The following is a 17,941-nucleotide window of genomic DNA, read 5'->3' as shown; positions in this document are numbered from 1 at the left end:
TTCAAAGCAGCAAGCCGACTTGCGTGCGCTTGGGCAACTTACTCACCACCAGTTGATGGGAGCGTTGCAGCAAGCCTTGCAGCTCTTCGGTGCCCAGCGGGTAGGGCGTGTCCATGATGATCCACTGCGCCCGGGCCAGATACGGCGCCGGGTGAATGCCCGGTCGGTCGCAATGGCCCAGGAACAGGTCCTTGTCGACCTTGAAGGCCAGGGACTGGCCCCGCAGGTTTTGCAAGGCGAACATCTTGTTCCCGGCAATCGAGAACACCCGCACGCCACCCCACTTGTAGTCCTCCCGCGCGCCGGGCAACGCCAGGCAGAATTGCGCGACGTCCTCTTCGCTCATTGGCCTTGCCTTCATAACAGTCGGTCCCCACACACATTGAATGATTCGATCAAATGGTCGATCCAGGCGCGCACCGCCGGCATCACCCCGCGTCGATGAGGGTAGACCGCTTGCAGCCAGCCGCCCGGCAACGACCAGTCGGGCAGCAACTGCACCAGTGAGCCGTCTTCCAGTTCCTGCTCGCAATACATCATCGGCAGCACGGTAAAACCCAGCCCGGACAGGGTACAAGCCTTGCGCACGATAAAGTCATCGATCCCCAATCGGGCCTCGAACGTCATGTCACAGACCTTGCCATACTGGTCGAGCATGCGCAGATGCACCAGGCGATCGGCTTCCAGGGCACCCAGTATCGGCACGTTTTTCAAGTCGTCCGGGGTCTTGATCTGCCGCTCACGAAGAAACGCCGGACTGGCGACCATGACGGTCTGCGCCTGACGTAAACGGCGGATGACCAGCAAGGGATCCTCATCACCCAGATCCCGCACTCTCAAGGCGACATCAACGCCCTCGGTCACCAGATCTACCCGACGGTTGAGCAGCATCATCTCCAGTTGAACCTGCGGGAATTTCCCCAGAAAGTCACTGATCACCCCCGGCAGCATTTGGTGGGCCAACCCGACGGGGCAGGACACCCGCAGCCGTCCCCGGGGCTCGCTGGACATGCTGGCCACCGCTTCGTCGGCCATCTCGGCCTCCAGCAGCATCGCCTGACAATGGCGCAGGTAACGCTCGCCGACGGCGGTCAGGTTGAGTTGGCGGGTGGTGCGTTGCAGCAGGCGCGCGCCCAGGCGCTCTTCCAGTTCGGCGATGCGTCGCGACAACCGTGACTTGGGAATCCCCAGTAAACGCCCGGCCGCCGCGAAGCCGCCGGCGTCGACCACCTTGGCGAAGTAGTAGAGATCGTTGAGGTCTTGCATGATTTCACTCGACTGTTCTATCAGTGGGACGAACTATCGCATTGTTGCCGACTAATCAGCTATTGGTTTCGTCGGTAGGATTGTTTCCATCAGATCGCCGGGTGGCGATCCTCACCTTGGAGATCCCACATGAAATTACTGCATATCGATTCGAGCATTCTGGGTGACAACTCGGCTTCCCGTCAGTTGAGCGGCGAAGTCGTCAAGGCCTGGCAAGCCGCCGAGCCCGGCGTTGTGGTGACTTACCGCGACCTGGCCGCTGATGCCATCAGCCATTTTTCCGCCAACACCCTGGTTGCCGCCGGCACCGCCGCTGAACTGCGCAACGCCGCGCAACAGCATGAAGCCGATTTGAGCGCCCAGGCCCTGGCCGAATTCCTCGCCGCCGATGCCGTCGTGATTGCTGCGCCGATGTACAACTTCACCATTCCGACCCAACTCAAGGCCTGGATCGACCGCATCGCCGTGGCCGGCCAGACTTTCCGCTACACCGAAGCCGGCCCTGAAGGCCTGTGCGGCGGCAAGAAAGTGGTGATCGTTTCGACGGCTGGCGGTTTGCACGCAGGCCAACCGACCGGCACTGCTCACGAAGACTATTTGAAGGTGCTGTTCGGTTTCCTCGGCATCACCGACATCGAGTTCGTCCGCGCCCATGGCCTGGCCTACGGTGATGAAGTGCGCACCAAAGCCATGAGCGACGCTCAGGCGCAGATCAGCGAGCAATTGTTCGCCGCCGCGTAAGGCTTGCGTAAAGACGTCAAACAGCGCAGGCAATACCCCTGAAACTCTGTATTCTGGTCATCGTGATGGCCAGGTACGGAGTTTTTGGTTTCTGGCCCGGATTATGCTGTCGAGGGTTAACCTCTGCGCTCAGGTAACAAGGTGGGGCATCCCATGGTGCGTCTTTGTGCAATGCTGCTGATTTGCCTGTTCGGCAGCCTGAATTCAGTGCACGCCGCGCCTGCGCCGTATCCTCGCTGGAGCGTCGGTTTCCATGAGATGACGTTCCTCGATCCGCTGGACTTGCAGCCGATGCGCGCCATCGCCTTTTACCCGTCCAGTGAGAGGGAACATTCCAGCACGCTTGAGGGTTACACCGTCGAAGCCGGTGAAGACACCAAAGTCGCCATCGGCCGTTTCCCGATGCTGATGCTGTCCCATGGCAACACCGGAACCCCGCTGGCCTTGCACGATCTGGCCACCTCGCTGGCGCGCAAAGGGTTTGTGGTGGTGGCGGTGATCCATCCCGGCGACAACTCCAAAGACCACAGCCGTCTCGGCACCTTGAGCAACCTTTACGGGCGGCCGATCCAGATTTCCGAAGCCATAACCGCGACCTTGGGCGACCGCATGCTCGCGCCGTTCGTCAATGCCCAGCAAGTTGGAGTGATCGGCTATTCGGCGGGCGGCGAAACCGCGTTGATCCTGTCCGGGGCCACCCCGGACCTGGACCGTCTGCGCCGTTATTGCCAGGAGCGCCCGGACGACCACGATGCCTGCAACACACAAGGCGAACTGATCGTCGACCGCGATGACTTGCAACCTGTAGCAGACCCGCGGGTGCATGCCTTATTGCTGATGGCGCCGCTGAGTCTGAAGTTCGGTCGTCATACCCTGGCCGACGTGCATGTGCCGGTGCTTCTCTACAGCGGCGATGGCGACAAACTGGTGGCGTTCGACAAAAACGCCGCAGCCCTGGCGCGCAAACTGCCAACCGCCCCGGACTTCAAATTACTGGCCGGGGCAGGGCACTTCGTGTTCCTGGCGCCGTGCAACGAAGAACAGATCGCCACCATGCCGGCGCTATGCACCGATGCCGACGGCGTCGACCGCAAGGACATTCACCGCAACCTGATCTCCGAAGCCGGACGTTTCTTCTCCCATGCACTGGGCAAACCCACCCGCGCCGGCATGCAAACCGCGGATCAATAAATCAATACTGACCAATGATGCAATGGATGATCGTTCCCACGCGTGGGAACGATCAATCTGAAATGCAAAAAGCCCTGTCACCAGGACAGGGCTTTTCACGTGTAGCGTGTAGCTGTTTTACATCAACACACCCTGACTACGCAGGTAGTCATCATAGGTGCCGCTGAAGTCGATCACGCCATCGGCGCTCAACTCGATGATGCGGGTGGCCAGGGACGATACGAACTCACGGTCGTGGCTGACGAAGATCAGCGTGCCCGGGTAGTTCTCCAGCGCCAGGTTCAGCGCTTCGATGGATTCCATGTCCAAGTGGTTGGTCGGTTCGTCCATCACCAGCACGTTCGGCTTTTGCAGGATCAGCTTGCCGAACAGCATGCGCCCTTGCTCACCACCGGAGATGACCTTGACCGACTTGAGGATTTCGTCGTTGGAGAACAGCATGCGGCCGAGGGTGCCGCGAACCAGTTGTTCGCCGCCCTGGGTCCACTGGCCCATCCAGTCGAACAGGTTGCAATCGTCTTCGAAGTCGTGAGCGTGGTCCTGGGCGTAGTAGCCCAGTTCCGCGGCGTCGGTCCATTTCACGCTGCCGGCGTCCGGCGTCAGTTCGTTGACCAGGGTGCGCAGCAGGGTGGTCTTGCCGATGCCGTTCGGGCCGATGATCGCCACGCGCTCGCCGGCTTCAACGGTGAAGCTGAAGTCCTTGAACAGGGTCTTGCCGTCGAAGCCTTTGGCCATGCGCTCAACGGTAACCGCCTGACGGTGCAGTTTTTTGGTCTGCTCGAAGCGAATGAACGGGCTGACACGGCTCGAAGGTTTGACTTCGGCCAACTGGATCTTGTCGATCTGTTTGGCGCGGGAAGTCGCCTGCTTGGCTTTCGAGGCGTTGGCCGAGAAACGGCTGACGAACGATTGCAGTTCCGAGATCTGCGCTTTCTTCTTGGCGTTGTCCGACAGCAGTTGCTCGCGGGACTGGGTCGCCGCGGTCATGTACTCGTCGTAGTTGCCCGGGAACAGACGCAGCTCGCCGTAGTCCAGGTCAGCCATGTGGGTGCACACGCTGTTGAGGAAGTGACGGTCGTGGGAAATGATGATCATCAGGCTGGAGCGCTGGGTCAGTACGTTTTCCAGCCAGCGGATGGTGTTGATGTCCAAGTGGTTGGTCGGTTCGTCGAGCAACAGCACTTCCGGATCGGAGAACAGCGCCTGCGCCAGCAACACGCGCAGTTTCCAGCCCGGCGACACTTCACTCATCGGGCCGAAGTGCTGCTCGATGCCGATACCCAGGCCCAGCAACAGCTCGCCGGCACGGGATTCGGCGGTGTAGCCGTCCATCTCGGCGAATTCGGTTTCCAGCTCGGCCACGGCCATGCCGTCTTCTTCGGTCATTTCCGGCAGCGAGTAGATGCGGTCGCGCTCGGCCTTGACCTTCCACAGCTCTTCGTGGCCCATGATCACGGTGTCGATCACGGTGAATTCTTCGTAGGCGAACTGGTCCTGGCGCAATTTACCCAGACGCACATTCGGCTCGAGCATGACCTGGCCACCGGACGGCTCGAGGTCGCCACCGAGGATTTTCATGAAAGTCGACTTGCCGCAACCGTTGGCGCCGATCAGGCCGTAGCGGTTGCCCGCACCGAACTTGACCGAAACGTTTTCGAATAGCGGCTTGGCGCCGAACTGCATCGTGATGTTAGCTGTGGAAATCAATTACCTTACCTATCAATGGGTTAGAGCTGGTCGTTTTTGCCTGATACCGATTTGATACCAATCTGGAGCTTTTCCAGCTCCGCCCAGTCTGAGCTTGAGTTGAGCCAACGCGCATACGTCGTCAGCAACATTTGGACGCTGTGGCCAAGTTGCTGAGCGATGAAGGCGGGGTTCATGTTGGACATTAAGCATATTGTCGCATAAGTATGACGGCAGTTGTACGGTGGCCGATAAGACATCGCCAGTGCTTTCAGGGCTGGTCCTTAAGGGGCAGGGAATGACAAACGAACAACAGGCACTGGCAGAGACGCCGATCTGGTTGGTGATTGCCCGATTAAACTGCCACGGCGAGTTACCATCCTTCTGGCTGTAGGTGGGAAACCACTTGACGCTCCATTCCAGGAACAGTGGATTCCACGGCTGTATTTCTCCCGATGCATGGCCAGCCCCCCAGGCAATTCAGACGCCAGCTACTTAATCCCGACACTGCGCAATCACCGTCCAGCACGTGACCAATAGCTGGCGACCGGCAAGAAAGGCGGATGCCCGCTGACCTTTCTGACACCAAGTGTATCTCTGTGTATCCAGGCCGCACGCTGATACGGACTGTTTCATTGATGGGCCGTTGGTGACATATCCGGGATACCTGACCGACGTCAAATGAGCTCCGTCGAGACAGCACAGGCTGCCTCACAGGATCACTCAACGTCCGGAGATATCGTCATGAACGGGTAGAACCTGGGCATCGCTTCACCAGAGCAGGCCACCGTCACTGCGGCATTTTTCCGCAAGTCATACCTAAGTATCGACCGACACCATCGTGTCATCGTCCCGGCGGCAGCACGGTGGTTTGATCAAGCCTGCGTGAGCCCAATAGTCGCAACTGACCGTGGCCAAGTGTGCGCTACGGCCGGTGATCAGCGTCGGCAACGATCGCTGCGCCTATAGGCCACTTACAAAAAAGGAGATTTATCATGCTTGCGGTTTCGTCCGTTTCGGCCTGGCACCGTTGCCTGGCTTCATCCGCCAGCGTTGCATCAGCTAAATCGGAGGCCATTCGCCCATACCGTATTCACGTTGATGAAGCGCGCCTGACCGACCTGCGCAAACGCATCGCAGACACCCGCTGGCCTGATAAGGAAACCGTCAACGATGTTTCCCAAGGTGTGCAACGGGCGCAGGCGCAGGAGTTGGTGAAGTACTGGGGCAACGGTTACGACTGGCGCAAGGCAGAGGCGAAGCTCAACGCTTTGCCAGAATTTATCACCACTATCGATGGCGTCGACATCCAGTTCATCCATGTGCGCTCGCGCAATCCCAACGCCATGCCGCTGATACTCACCCACGGCTGGCCTGGTTCACAATTCGAATTCCTTAAAACCATCGGCCCGCTGACCGATCCGACCGCTTACGGCGGGCGTGCAGAAGACTCTTTCGACGTCGTGATTGCGTCGATTCCCGGCCATGGTTTTTCCGGCAAACCCACCGAATTGGGCTGGGGGCCTGACCGGGTGGCGAAAGCTTGGGATGTGCTGATGAAGCGCTTGGGCTATAGCCATTACGTATCCCAGGGCGGCGATCATGGTTCGGTGATCTCGGACGCATTGGGTCGCCTGGCACCTCCCGGTTTACTAGGCATTCATCTGAACATGCCGGCGACCGTACCGCCAGAGTTGGGTGCCTATCCATCGTTGTCCTACTTCAGCGAAGTCAACAAGGGCGGCCACTTCGCCGCCTGGGAACAGCCTCAATTGTTCAGTGAAGAATTGCGCGAGGCATTCCGGCCGTTGCGTACGGCCGCAAAAAACGCGGGCGCTCAGGCCACCCGGTAAACCTTTCCAATCGATTCCGACACTCGGAACTGCTAACCAGCCGTTCGCAAGGGAGACTCACCATGGACACGACCCTGTTGAACCACACATCCACACCGCGGCATCGGCGTTTGCTCGCGCCCTCTGTTCTGGCGATCGCATTGATGCAGCTGGGCGCTCTGAGTGTTGCCTCGTCGCCGGCGAGCGCCGCTGATGTGCCTGCCAGCACCATCGGCACCATTACACCGGGAAGTAACACTTCGTTCGGCCCGTTGAGGCATGTCAAGGCCGGTCTGCTGGATGTCTCCTATGCCGAAGTCGGCCCTGCCGATGGGCCGGTGGTCATTCTGCTGCACGGCTGGCCGTACGATATTCACAGTTACACCGACGTGGCGCCGGCGCTGGCGCAGAAGGGCTATCGAGTGCTGATTCCGTATGCGCGCGGTTATGGCGATACGCGTTTCCTTTCGGCCAAGACTGTGCGCAACGGCCAGCCCGCTGCGCTTGCAAGCGATCTGATCGACTTCATGGACGCACTGAAAATCAAGCAGGCCGTGCTCGGCGGTTATGACTGGGGCGCGCGCACAGCCGACATCGTCGCGGCCCTATGGCCGGAGCGAGTGAAGGCGCTGGTTGCGGTAAGTGGCTACCTGATCGGCAGCCAGGAGGCAGGCAAGACACCGCTGCCGCCTGCCGCCGAGTTGCAGTGGTGGTATCAGTTCTACTTTGCGACAGAGCGTGGCCGTCTGGGCTACGAAAAAAACACCCACGACTTCGCCAAGCTGATCTGGAAACTGGCCTCGCCGAAGTGGAATTTCGACGACGCGACCTATGACCGAAGCGCCGCCGCTTTGCAAAATCCCGATCACGTCGCCGTATCCATCTTCAACTATCGCTGGCGCCTGGGCCTGATCAAGGGCGAATCCAGATACGACGGGCTTGAGAAGAAGCTGGCGGCGTTCCCGTCCATCAGCGTGCCAACCATCACCCTTGAGGGCGATGCCAACGGTGCGCCGCATCCACCTGCCGAAGCCTATGCCAAGCGCTTCACCGGCAAATATGAGTATCGCTTGATCAATGGCGGTATCGGCCACAACCTGCCGCAAGAGGCCCCGCAAGCCTTCGCTCAGGCGGTGATCGACGCCGATCATCTCTGATGGCCTGAAGGGGAGAGCACCGATGAAACGCAAGTATCTGGCCGTGAATACCGTGGCCCGTTGGGAATTGTCTGTTTGCCAGCGCGCCAACGCCCTCAAGATCCCACCAGTTGCACAACTTCAACGCAAATCCTGCCGGGCGCCGAGAGAAACTTGTCTCGGCGTGGAGCTCCGAGAATGCGGCCTCAATTGAGGCGATGTTACCGCCGTGGCCGTTGAGGAAAAAAATCTTCTCAAAGCCGTGGGCGACCAACGAGCGCGTCCAATCGCGAGTCTCCGACAACGTATGAGTGCCCCGCACCCGGCAAACCAAGCCTTGGAGCAACCTGCTAGCAGCGCCATACCTCCACTTCGCAAAACCCTCAAAGCAACCGTTCAATGGCAGAATCTCCTCAACTTGATCGTTTTGGAGAACACCATGCTTCGTGCGTTTGAACGAAGGCTCGACCCCTTTCCTCCTGACGAGGTACCACCGCCACCCGACGGTCTGGCTCGCTTCCTGTGGGCTTGTACGCGGGGCGCCCGCGGTTACATCCTTGCGTTTGCGCTGCTCAGTGCCGGTGTGTCGATTTACGAAGCCTGGCTGTTTTCCTTCCTCGGGCAGGTCGTGGACCTGCTCTCGACCTGGCAGGCAGGCGGTGAAGCGGCTGCGCAGGAAAGTCGCGTGTTGTGGGGTATGGGCATCGTCATGGTGACCAGTGTCGGGCTGGTGGCGCTGCGCACCATGGTGCAGCATCAGATATTAGCGATTAACTTGCCGTTGCGGTTGCGCTGGGATTTCCACCGCCTGATGCTACGGCAAAGCCTTTCGTTTTTTTCCGATGAGTTTTCCGGCCGGGTCACGACCAAGGTGATGCAGACGGCGCTAGCGGTGCGCGACATGCTATTCACCCTTATCGAGATCGCACCCGGGATCGGGGTGTATTTCATCGCGATCATCGCATTGGCCGGCGGCTTCGCTCTGAAACTGATGCTGCCTTTCGTTGCCTGGGTCGTGTTGTTCGGGCTGGCCATGTGGTACTTCGTGCCCCGCCTGGGGAAAGTCGGCCAGGAACAGGCCAATGCGCGGTCGATGATGACCGGGCGTATCTCAGACGCCTACACCAACATCACGACGGTGAAGCTGTTCTCCCACTCCAATCGTGAAGCGCACTTCGCGCGTGCGGCGATGGAGGATTTCAAGCAAACCGGCTTTCGCCAGATGCGCCTGGTCAGCCAGTTCGAGATTGTCAACCAGGCGTTGGTGGTGGCGTTGATCATGGCAGCAGGGGGTTATGCCCTGTGGCTCTGGCACCAGGGTGAGGTCGGCGCAGGCGCCGTGGCGGCAATCACCGCCATGGCGTTGCGTATCAATGGCATGTCGCACTGGATCATGTGGCAAATGACCTCGCTGTTCGAGAGCATCGGCACCGTGCAGGATGGCATGGCGACCCTGACCCGCGGCCCCAAGGTGCAGGATGCGCCGAACGCGGGCGTGCTGGTGACCTCCGGCGGCGCGGTCACCTTCGATAAGGTGAGCTTCAACTACAGTGGCGAACGCCAGGTGCTCGATGGCCTGAGCCTGAACATTCGTCCGGGCGAAAAAATCGGCCTGGTAGGGCGCTCTGGCGCCGGCAAATCCACGCTGATCAACTTGCTGCTGCGCTTCTATGACGTCGACAGCGGGGAGATTCGCATCGACGGCCAAAACATCGCACACGTGACGCAAGACAGCCTGCGCGGTGCCATCGGCATGGTTACGCAGGATACCTCCCTGCTGCACCGTTCCATTCGCGACAACATCGCCTACGGTCGCCCCGATGCGACCGACGCGCAAATCCGCAGCGCCGCGGCCAATGCCCAGGCCGATGAGTTCATCAGTCGACTGAGCGACCGGCAAGGCCATACCGGTTACGACACCCTTGTTGGGGAGCGCGGCATCAAGCTGTCGGGCGGCCAGCGCCAACGCGTCGCAATTGCCCGGGTGATGCTCAAGAACGCCCCGATCCTGCTTCTTGACGAGGCCACCAGCGCGCTGGACTCGGAAGTCGAAGCGGCCATACAGGAAAGCCTCGATGAAATGATGCAGGGCAAGACCGTGATCGCCATCGCCCATCGGCTGTCCACCATTGCGGCCATGGACCGGCTCATCGTCATGGACGACGGACGCATCATCGAACAGGGCACCCACACCGAATTGCTCGGAAACAACGGCGTCTATGCGCGGCTGTGGCAGCATCAAAGCGGCGGGTTTCTGGGTGAGGATCAGGGAGTGGTCGAGGCTATGGATCAGGCGTGAGCGTGAAGGAGGCGCAGCAGGGAGCGAAAGGGGAAGGGCACGACCATTGCCACTCGAATTGCCAAGGGGTTGGCCCGCCCTGAGGGGCAGAGAAACGTTGGGGGCTCCTTGATTGCGTTCCAATGTTATTTTTGTTCAGCGTTGTGTTCGGGACACCGGGCGAAGCTCTGGGTAAAGTCAGCACCGCTTGCCCGGCCAGGTGTGTTTCAGATGGATTACTGAATGGCCAGCAGTTGGTCAGGGTGGGCACCTTTTCAAAAGATCGCAGCCTTCGGCAGCTCCCACGGAGCCGCCGTGCGACAAACCGGCGGCTGACCCGTCGAGACTCAGAGTAAATAGCCCGTTGCCTGCCCGAGGTGGTTGTCCTGTACGCCAGTGATCAGGTGCAGTGGAATGTGCTGTTGTTCATCAATGGCCGGGATTTCGAAACTTCCCACTATTTGAAGGTGTCGTTCACTCAACCCGGTCGACGCTTGTTCCTTTGCCTTAGCCATTCTCGCGTGGTTCGCTGCGATTTCGTTGAGAGTTGACACGTTACATCTCCCGGTGACTGACCAAGCATATTGCTGGAGTCCTTAAGCGTTAATTGGATTGCCGCCGCGTCAGAATTACGTCGCTCTGCGGTTGCTACGACCGGCATCTGCAAACCGTAAGCCAGTCATGGTCACGTATTGCGTGCCTCTTGTTGATAGGCGACGAATGGTGTCACGCCGTTATCTTGGTGCATGTTGTTGATTGTTTATGACAAAACTACCAGCACGATAGCCAGGAAGCGGAACAAGTCGCTTTTCAGACGGGCTCGATCAGTTCGGGGCCATCGTTGTGCACATTGCCCACGGCTTGATCAACCTTGAACCATTCGAATGCCTCGGTCGGCTCGCCCTGCTGCAGCATCATCTGTTCGGCGCGCTCTTTCGGCGTGGCCGGATCCAGCCATTCCCGGGCCAGCTCGGGGCATAGCGTCACTGGCTGCCGATCGTGAATATCCACCATGCCGCCCTTGCTGTCGGCGGTGATGATCACGAAGCCGTCATGTTCGTCCGGCTCATGTTCGTACCTTGGATACTGACCAATCGCTGCGCACAGAATCGGCGCGCGATCCTTGCGACGGATAAGGTAAGGCTGTTTCTTCGGACCGCCCTCGTAAACCCATTCAAACCAGTTGTCGATGGCAACAATTGCCCGATGCGGCCATATCGTCTTGAAGAAAGGGCCGTGGGAGACTTTCTCGACCCTGGCATTGATCGGCATGGGGTGTTCCTGGGACCAATGCGGTCGCCAGCCCCAGCGCACCCTGTCGGCGTGCAGCACGTCGCCTTCCTGGTGGAAGAGGGCGAGCGGAGTCGTCGGCGCGGCGTTGTAGAGCTCGAAGGGTTGATCACCGGCATTGTTGACCAGGGCGTTGGGCATGCTCAGCGCCGCGACGAAGTCGTGAATACCTCGATACTGTGAAAGTCGTCCGCACATGGCTGAGCCCTCAAGCTTAACCTTGAGCTTAGACAATCGTTTCAGGGCGATCCATGAGGATGAAACCGATCAGGTATGAGTGGACACACTTTTACAGTTGAAGCTTAACCATTGGTTACAAAGTGTGGCTAAAATGCCATCTTTCGCATCAGTGCCGAAGGTTGGCATGGCTCAAGAACGCGCCATCGGGACGCAGTATCTTCACTTCTGACGTGTGACGATTTCCGTGAAACTTATCATTGCCGCTATTTATGTCTTCTCCATCGCCTATGTTCACTTGCGCGGCAAAGTGCGCCACAAACTCGGTCGCCAATTGAGCGACCATTCGACGTTTCTGGCGCCGATCAATTGCTTCCTTTATCTGTTCTCTAAAATCCCCAACCGGCCTTACCTCGATTCGGCGGACTTTCCTGACTTGAGCCCTTTGCAGGCTCATTGGGAAGAAATTCGCGCCGAAGGCCAGAACCTGCTCAAGGCCGGTGAGATCAAGCGCTCGAATCAGTACGACGACGTCGGGTTCAATTCGTTTTTCAAAAGTGGCTGGAAGCGTTTCTACCTCAAGTGGTACGGCGACAGTCACCCGTCGGCCGCCAAGCTCTGCCCGCGTACCACTGAACTGGTGCAAAGCATTGGTTCGATCAAGGCGGCGATGTTCGCCGAGTTGCCACCGGGTTCCAAACTGGTCCGGCACCGCGATCCGTATGCCGGTTCGTACCGTTATCACCTGGGGCTGGAAACGCCGAACGATGCCGGTTGCTACATCAACGTCGACGGCCAGAACTATCACTGGCGCGACGGCGAAGCGGTGATGTTCGATGAAACCTTCATTCATTACGCCGAAAACACGACCGGGCAGAACCGCATCATCCTGTTCTGCGACGTCGAGCGGCCGATGAAGTATCGCTGGGCAGCGGCGTTCAACCGCTGGTTCAGCCGTACGGTGATGGCGGCGGCCGGGGCACCGAATGATGCCGGTGACAAGACTGGTGGTATCAACCGTTTGTTCGCCAGAATCTACAAGATTCGCCTGCGCGGCAAAGCACTCAAGAAGCGTAACCGTACCCTCTACTACCTGGAGAAGTGGGCGATTTTGGGTGGGTTGTTGGCGATTTTTGTTTTTATCTGAGTTTTGCGTTGTGGCGCATGACGCCTTCGCGGGTAAGCCCACTCCTACATAGCTCCTGTGAACAACACAGAGCAGAGGTGTGAGCGGGCTTGCCCGCGAAGAGGCCGGTATTTTCAACGCATAACTACGGGCACTCCAGTGACCGGTCAGCCACGAGAATGCTTTGTGGTTTTTTTGTCTGCGGTGGTTTTGGCTTTTGCAGTGGTTTTACCCGCGTTCCTGGCACCGAGGCTGCGTTTGAGCAGTTCGGTCAGGTCGATGACATCCGCCGTCTTGCGTTCCTCTTCGCCGGTAGCGGTTTCGACGATTTCGATCTTGCCTTCATTCGCCTTCTGCTCAACCAGCGCCATGATCTTGTCTTCGAAGCTGTCGCGGTACTCCTCAGGCGTCCAGTCGGCGCTCATGTCCTCCACCAGCCGTTTGGCCATCTCCAGTTCGCCTTTGGCCAGATCCGGTTTGGTCACTTCACTGCCCAGCTCCAGTTGATCCAGGCTGCGCACTTCGGCGGGCCAGCGCAGCAACACCAGAACCATGGCTGACTCCAGCGGCATGAGGGCTGCCAAGTGCTGGCGGGTATGCAAAACCACGCGGGCAAGGGCGACCTTGTCGGTTTTACTGAGGGTTTCGCGCAACAGCGCATAGACCTTGCCGCCGCGTTTGTCCGGCGCCAGGTAATAGGGTGTGTCGATGTTTTGCAGGGGGATCTGCTGACTGTCGACAAAGGCAAAAATGTCGATGGTTTGAGTCGACAGTGGGTGGGCCGAGCGAATCTCTTCTTCGCTGAGCACCACGTAACGCCCCTTTTCGTATTCGACTCCTTTGACGATGTGCTCCTGGGTGATTTCCTTGCCGGTGACCTTGTTGACGCGCTTGTAGCCCACCGGGTCCATGCTGCGGCTGTCGAGCCAGTTGAAATCGATCCCGCGCGAAGACGTTGCCGAGACCAGCACCACGGGGATATGCACCAGACCGAAGCTGATTGCGCCTTTCCAGATTGCCCGTGTCATGGCCGTGTTCTCGTCAGTCGATTGATGTTCAGGTGACCTGTGGCCAAGGGCAAAAGTTTCAGTCGGCCGCGGTCCCGGTTCTGCAGGCGGATCGGCGGTGCAGTCAAGTCGTGTTACATCTTCTGAAAGAGGTTTTGGTTAACAAATCCGACCCCCGGGCGTAGCGTGGCTCTATTCATCCATGAAGCGTCGCACGCTCTTTTAGAGAGGTCTCCATGAACCGATATGGGCTCAGCGTCATCGCATTGGCATTGAGTGGCGTGTTGAGCCACTTGGCTCTGGCAGACGCCGGGCTGCGGTCCTCACCCTTGCTGCTGGCCCAGAACCTGCCGGGCAGCACCCATGACAATCCTTACAACAGCCCGATCCACCGGGCCAATCCCAACAGCATGCAAGGTACGCAACCCGGCATCCCGGTGATCCGCGGGCCGAACACGGTCCCCGTGCCTCGACCGCCAACCCTCGATAACCGCGGTATCGGCAACCGCTACCCGCAGGATCGGTCGGTTCCGGCCAGCCCACCGAAATTCATACCCAATCCACCTCATCGAGACGCAGACACCAGCAACCGTTGAACGGCAGAACAGAAGTCTTGCCAGCCATGTTGACGACAAAAGGAATCGTGCATGTTGCGTAAAACGCTCCTCGCCACACTCTGTGCCAGCGCCCTGATTACCGCCACCGCGCCCGTTTTCGCGGCGCCCGCCCAAGCACTGAAAAGTGAGGAGGGCACGCTTGAAGTCACGCCGATCATTGAAGGTCTGGAACATCCCTGGGCGCTGGCGTTTCTACCCGACCGCCAGGGGATGCTGGTGACCGAACGTCCCGGCAACCTGCGGCTGGTCAGCGCCGACGGCAAACTCTCGAATCCGCTTAGCGGCGTGCCTCAGGTCTGGGCCACGGGGCAGGGCGGATTGCTCGATGTGGTGTTGTCGCCCGACTTCAAGCAAGACCGCATGGTCTATCTGTCATATGCCGAAGGCGGCGGTGAGGGTGGCAAGGCCGGTACGGCGGTCGGTCGCGGACGGTTGTCGGAAGACCTGTCCGCCATCAAGGATTTCAACGTGATCTTGCGCCAGACGCCCAAACTCTCGGTCGGCAATCACTTCGGCTCGCGGCTGGTGTTCGACCGCGACGGTTATCTGTTCATCACCTTGGGCGAGAACAACGACCGACCCACGGCGCAGGACCTCGACAAGCTGCAAGGCAAGGTCGTGCGGATCTATCCGGACGGCAAGGTGCCGAAGGACAACCCCTTCGTCGGGCAAAAAGGCGTTCGCCCGGAAATCTGGTCTTACGGCCATCGCAACCCGCAAGGCGCGGCGCTCAACCCCTGGAGCGGCACACTCTGGGAAAACGAGCACGGCCCCCGGGGCGGTGACGAGGTCAACATCATCGAGCGTGGCAAGAACTACGGCTGGCCGGTGGCAACCCACGGCATCAACTATTCCGGCCTGCCAATTCCGGAAGCCAGGGGCCAGACCGCCGAAGGCACCATGGGCCCGCACCATGTCTGGGAAAAGTCTCCGGGCCTCAGCGGCATGGCGTTCTACGACAGCGATCGTTTCAAGGCCTGGCAGCACAGCGTGTTTATCGGGGCGCTGGTGAGTCAGGAGCTGATCCGTCTGCAATTGGAGGGTGACAAGGTCGTTCACGAAGAGCGGTTGTTGGGTGAGCTCAACCAACGGATTCGCGATGTGCGGCAGGGGCCGGATGGGTATTTGTATGTGTTGACCGATGAGGACGATGGCGTGTTGTACAAGGTTGGGTTGAAGTAACCGCAATGACGGGTTTTTCCAGTCGCAGCGCGTCGGTATGGTCCTGGTAATAGTCATGAAACAGTGCGAAACGCCGGTAACCGTTGCGTTCGTACAGAGCAATTGCCATCGGATTGTCGATGCGCACCTCAAGTCGCAGGTAGGCGCAGCCGTGCTCAAGGGCGCAGGCCTCGACACGTTTGAGCAACTGCTGGCCCAGCCCACTGCCACGAGCATCGACGGCGATCGCAATCGAGTACAGACGCGCCCGTGAAGTGCGCCGGTGAAACAGTACCAGCGCATACCCGACCAATTGCTCGCCGCATTGGACCACCAGCAGTTGCCCGTGAGCCCGGTTGATCATCCATCGAAAACTGCGCCGGTTGAGCCGATCCGTGGTGAAACATTGCTGTTCGAGTGCCAGCAGTGCCGGCAGGTCTTCAACGATCGCCAGGCGAAAAACAGGATTCATATGACCACCGTAAAAGTTGCGTAACGAAACGGGACTTTCGAAAAAGTTCGTGCTTAATAGGAAAGGTCTTGTTCTCCAACGGATCAATCACTATGTCAGCGGTACAAGGTCATTGGCGCGAAGTATCCGAACAAACATTGCCGACAGCAATAACTTCTGCAAACTATTTAAAAGCGTCAAACAGAACTTCCAGTCCGTTGATGATCATTGTCGAACGCAAGGAAGACTGGGCGTCCTACTTCCCCAGTGAAGACATCGTCACCGCCCAGGAGTACCTCGAACAGACCCGCGATAACGAGCAGGGCAAACGGGTCCAGGTGATCAACCTGTGCCGCAGCTACAAGTACCTCGGGCATGGTTATTACTGCTCGCTGCTGGCCGAGGCGCGGGGGCACAAGGTGATTCCGTCGGTACGGACCATCAGCGAACTGACCCGAAAATCCCTGTATGGCCTGGCTCTGGATGATTTGGATAAAACCTTGGAAAAGGCCTTAAGTCATCATCTTTACAGTGATACCGAAGGTTTTACCCTGACTCTGTACTTCGGTCAGACCTCTATAGAGCCATTGCAGGAATTGGCTCGACAGTTGTTCGAGGTTTTTCCTAGTCCGATATTGTTAGTTGAGTTTCGTAGAACTAACGGCTGGCACATCGACGGTGTAAAGTCCGGGGGGCTGCATAAGTTACGTGAGGATCAGGAAGATCAGTTCGCTAACGCACTGGACAGTTTCAGTCGCAAAATCTGGCGCCTGCCACGTTCCCGGCGTCTGGCCCGTTATGACCTGGCCATTCTGCACGACCCGCAAGAAGCATTGCCGCCCTCCAACCCCAAGGCTCTGGACAACTTTGTCAGGGTCGGCAAGACACTGGGTATCGATGTCGAGTTGATCGAGCGCAAGGACTACGCCCGAATCGCCGAATACGACGGGCTGCTGATCCGCGAGACGACAAGCGTCGACAACCATACTTACCGTTTCGCAAAAAAGGCCGAGAGTGAGGGGCTGGTGGTGATGGACGACCCGGCCTCGATCCTGCGCTGTACCAACAAGGTGTACCTGACTGACTTGCTCAAAAGCCATCAACTGGGCATGCCAGCCACTGAAATCCTCTACAAGGAGCGACCGGAAGACTTTGAGCGGGTAGGCGAGCGTCTCGGATTTCCCTTGGTGCTGAAGATCCCTGACGGTTGTTTCTCAAGGGGCGTCATCAAGGTCGAAAGCCAGCAAGCCTTACTCAAGGCCACCGCCGAACTGTTCGAGCACTCGGTGTTGCTGTTGGCCCAGGAATTTTTCTACACCGAGTACGACTGGCGCATTGGCGTACTCAACCGCAAACCGATCTTTGCCTGCCAGTACTTCATGTCCAAGGGGCATTGGCAGATCTACAACCACAAAGCCAAAGGCCGGGACATCAACGGCGAATGCCGCACCCTGGCGGTTCACGAAGCGCCCCGAGCGGTGGTTGAACTGGCGGTGAAAACCGCGAATCTCATCGGCGATGGGCTCTACGGTGTCGACCTCAAACAGTCCGGCGACAAAGTGGTGGTGATCGAAGTCAACGACAACCCCAACATGGACGCTGGTATCGAAGACGCTTACTTGCAGGACGATCTGTATACGCTGGTTCTGGAAGAGTTCGTGCGGCGGCTGGAACTCAAACGCCGCGGCCAGGCGTGGTGAGCGGCCGATGATCAAGAGCTTTCCACTGACCCACGGTGCGCTGCAAGCGGTCGAATGACACTCCAGCGCTGAAGCCATCGGCTTGATCGACACCTTAATCCAGCTGGGCCAGCGCCAACGATTGCAACTTTTGTCCGCTTGAGTTTATCCCTATAAATTATAGAGTTTGAAGAAAATTCAGCGAGAGCCACTGATCATGTCTAATGTCTCATCAGCTCTTCGCTGAATAATTTGTTTGTAATCAACCCTGAAATGGCTCTTGGATTTCTGTGCCCGCTCTCA

General features: G+C 58.6%; 15 protein-coding genes and 3 pseudogenes. 9 read left to right on the top strand and 9 right to left on the bottom strand.

What is annotated here, in order from left to right; all coding sequences use genetic code 11:
* Position 1: 1 nt before the first annotated feature.
* Complete coding sequence (locus HCU66_RS09655; RefSeq protein WP_205888258.1) at positions 2–361, bottom strand: MmcQ/YjbR family DNA-binding protein; 360 nt, start codon at positions 359–361, stop codon at positions 2–4.
* Positions 358–1,266, bottom strand: a complete 909-nt coding sequence (locus HCU66_RS09650; RefSeq protein WP_205888257.1) for a LysR substrate-binding domain-containing protein — start codon at positions 1,264–1,266, stop codon at positions 358–360. Before HCU66_RS09650 ends, HCU66_RS09655 begins: the two co-directional genes overlap by 4 nt.
* Before the next feature lie 129 nt (positions 1,267–1,395).
* Here HCU66_RS09650 and HCU66_RS09645 point away from each other — a divergent pair, with 129 nt between their 5' ends.
* Entirely contained in the window at positions 1,396–2,007 is a 612-nt protein-coding gene (locus HCU66_RS09645) for an FMN-dependent NADH-azoreductase (protein WP_205888256.1), read from the top strand.
* A 153-nt stretch (positions 2,008–2,160) separates the two neighbouring features.
* The gene (locus HCU66_RS09640; protein WP_205888255.1) at positions 2,161–3,198 is read left to right on the top strand and encodes an alpha/beta hydrolase family protein; all 1,038 of its coding nucleotides are present in this window, start codon (positions 2,161–2,163) and stop codon (positions 3,196–3,198) included.
* A gap of 117 nt (positions 3,199–3,315) precedes the next feature.
* On the opposite strand, the gene HCU66_RS09635 is transcribed toward HCU66_RS09640, so the two are convergent.
* Both HCU66_RS09635 and HCU66_RS09630 read right to left on the bottom strand, forming a co-directional pair.
* Complete coding sequence (locus HCU66_RS09635; protein ID WP_205888254.1) at positions 3,316–4,905, bottom strand: ABC-F family ATPase; 1,590 nt, start codon at positions 4,903–4,905, stop codon at positions 3,316–3,318.
* Between the two features lie 20 nt (positions 4,906–4,925).
* Positions 4,926–5,165: pseudogene (locus HCU66_RS09630) on the bottom strand (site-specific integrase); the annotation flags it as partial.
* A gap of 714 nt (positions 5,166–5,879) precedes the next feature.
* On the opposite strand from HCU66_RS09630, the gene HCU66_RS09625 reads away from it, so the two are divergent.
* Both HCU66_RS09625 and HCU66_RS09620 read left to right on the top strand, forming a co-directional pair.
* Positions 5,880–6,737, top strand: coding sequence for an epoxide hydrolase family protein (locus tag HCU66_RS09625; protein WP_205888253.1), 858 nt, complete (start codon positions 5,880–5,882; stop codon positions 6,735–6,737).
* Positions 6,738–6,799: 62 nt separating this feature from the next.
* Positions 6,800–7,873 carry an alpha/beta fold hydrolase gene (locus HCU66_RS09620; RefSeq protein WP_205888252.1) on the top strand — a complete coding sequence of 358 codons (1,074 nt, stop codon included), beginning with the start codon at positions 6,800–6,802 and terminating at the stop codon, positions 7,871–7,873.
* A 43-nt stretch (positions 7,874–7,916) separates the two neighbouring features.
* Here HCU66_RS09620 and HCU66_RS27080 read toward each other — a convergent pair.
* A pseudogene (locus HCU66_RS27080) lies at positions 7,917–8,141 on the bottom strand (creatininase family protein); the annotation flags it as partial.
* 150 nt (positions 8,142–8,291) lie between these two features.
* On the opposite strand from HCU66_RS27080, the gene HCU66_RS09610 reads away from it, so the two are divergent.
* Entirely contained in the window at positions 8,292–10,151 is a 1,860-nt protein-coding gene (locus tag HCU66_RS09610; protein ID WP_205888251.1) for an ABC transporter ATP-binding protein, read from the top strand.
* Positions 10,152–10,477: 326 nt separating this feature from the next.
* On the opposite strand, the gene HCU66_RS09605 is transcribed toward HCU66_RS09610, so the two are convergent.
* Together HCU66_RS09605 and HCU66_RS09600 are read right to left on the bottom strand one after the other, a co-directional pair.
* Positions 10,478–10,684 (bottom strand): hypothetical protein, encoded by a 207-nt coding sequence (locus HCU66_RS09605; protein ID WP_205888250.1) that lies wholly within the window; start codon positions 10,682–10,684, stop codon positions 10,478–10,480.
* A gap of 256 nt (positions 10,685–10,940) precedes the next feature.
* Positions 10,941–11,618, bottom strand: coding sequence for an SOS response-associated peptidase family protein (locus HCU66_RS09600; RefSeq protein WP_205888249.1), 678 nt, complete (start codon positions 11,616–11,618; stop codon positions 10,941–10,943).
* A gap of 226 nt (positions 11,619–11,844) precedes the next feature.
* On the opposite strand from HCU66_RS09600, the gene lpxO reads away from it, so the two are divergent.
* The gene (gene lpxO, locus HCU66_RS09595) at positions 11,845–12,744 is read left to right on the top strand and encodes a lipid A hydroxylase LpxO (RefSeq protein ID WP_205888248.1); all 900 of its coding nucleotides are present in this window, start codon (positions 11,845–11,847) and stop codon (positions 12,742–12,744) included.
* Between the two features lie 146 nt (positions 12,745–12,890).
* Here lpxO and ku read toward each other — a convergent pair whose 3' ends face one another.
* On the bottom strand, positions 12,891–13,751 hold the full coding sequence (ku, locus tag HCU66_RS09590) for a non-homologous end joining protein Ku (protein ID WP_205888247.1): 861 nt from the start codon (positions 13,749–13,751) through the stop codon (positions 12,891–12,893).
* Between the two features lie 215 nt (positions 13,752–13,966).
* Here ku and HCU66_RS09585 point away from each other — a divergent pair, with 215 nt between their 5' ends.
* Both HCU66_RS09585 and HCU66_RS09580 read left to right on the top strand, forming a co-directional pair.
* A complete protein-coding gene (locus tag HCU66_RS09585; protein ID WP_205888246.1) occupies positions 13,967–14,326 on the top strand; it encodes a hypothetical protein in 360 nt (119 codons plus the stop codon).
* A gap of 51 nt (positions 14,327–14,377) precedes the next feature.
* The gene (locus HCU66_RS09580) at positions 14,378–15,529 is read left to right on the top strand and encodes a PQQ-dependent sugar dehydrogenase (protein ID WP_205888245.1); all 1,152 of its coding nucleotides are present in this window, start codon (positions 14,378–14,380) and stop codon (positions 15,527–15,529) included.
* A 9-nt stretch (positions 15,530–15,538) separates the two neighbouring features.
* On the opposite strand, the pseudogene rimI reads toward HCU66_RS09580, so the two are convergent.
* Positions 15,539–15,980: pseudogene (gene rimI, locus HCU66_RS09575) on the bottom strand (ribosomal protein S18-alanine N-acetyltransferase); the annotation flags it as partial.
* A 200-nt stretch (positions 15,981–16,180) separates the two neighbouring features.
* Between rimI and HCU66_RS09570 the strand changes: the two are divergent.
* Positions 16,181–17,659 (top strand): RimK family protein, encoded by a 1,479-nt coding sequence (locus HCU66_RS09570; protein ID WP_205888243.1) that lies wholly within the window; start codon positions 16,181–16,183, stop codon positions 17,657–17,659.
* Positions 17,660–17,941 lie beyond the last annotated feature (282 nt).

The organism is Pseudomonas frederiksbergensis (assembly GCF_017114915.1).
GTDB lineage: Bacteria > Pseudomonadota > Gammaproteobacteria > Pseudomonadales > Pseudomonadaceae > Aquipseudomonas > Aquipseudomonas frederiksbergensis_I.
The sequence above is the reverse complement of the archived record's forward strand: the minus strand, read 5'-3'. Positions and strand labels throughout refer to the sequence as shown.

Excerpts from the sequence above, each read along its gene's own strand:
- HCU66_RS09585 (WP_205888246.1), top strand. The coding sequence starts at position 13,967 with ATGAACCGATATGGGCTCAGCGTCATCGCATTGGCATTGAGTGGCGTG.
- HCU66_RS09570 (WP_205888243.1), top strand. The coding sequence starts at position 16,181 with ATGATCATTGTCGAACGCAAGGAAGACTGGGCGTCCTACTTCCCCAGT.
- HCU66_RS09655 (WP_205888258.1), bottom strand. The coding sequence starts at position 361 with ATGAAGGCAAGGCCAATGAGCGAAGAGGACGTCGCGCAATTCTGCCTG.
- HCU66_RS09645 (WP_205888256.1), top strand. The coding sequence starts at position 1,396 with ATGAAATTACTGCATATCGATTCGAGCATTCTGGGTGACAACTCGGCT.
- HCU66_RS09620 (WP_205888252.1), top strand. The coding sequence starts at position 6,800 with ATGGACACGACCCTGTTGAACCACACATCCACACCGCGGCATCGGCGT.
- HCU66_RS09640 (WP_205888255.1), top strand. The coding sequence starts at position 2,161 with ATGGTGCGTCTTTGTGCAATGCTGCTGATTTGCCTGTTCGGCAGCCTG.
- HCU66_RS09600 (WP_205888249.1), bottom strand. The coding sequence starts at position 11,618 with ATGTGCGGACGACTTTCACAGTATCGAGGTATTCACGACTTCGTCGCG.
- ku (WP_205888247.1), bottom strand. The coding sequence starts at position 13,751 with ATGACACGGGCAATCTGGAAAGGCGCAATCAGCTTCGGTCTGGTGCAT.
- HCU66_RS09625 (WP_205888253.1), top strand. The coding sequence starts at position 5,880 with ATGCTTGCGGTTTCGTCCGTTTCGGCCTGGCACCGTTGCCTGGCTTCA.
- HCU66_RS09650 (WP_205888257.1), bottom strand. The coding sequence starts at position 1,266 with ATGCAAGACCTCAACGATCTCTACTACTTCGCCAAGGTGGTCGACGCC.
- HCU66_RS09610 (WP_205888251.1), top strand. The coding sequence starts at position 8,292 with ATGCTTCGTGCGTTTGAACGAAGGCTCGACCCCTTTCCTCCTGACGAG.
- HCU66_RS09580 (WP_205888245.1), top strand. The coding sequence starts at position 14,378 with ATGTTGCGTAAAACGCTCCTCGCCACACTCTGTGCCAGCGCCCTGATT.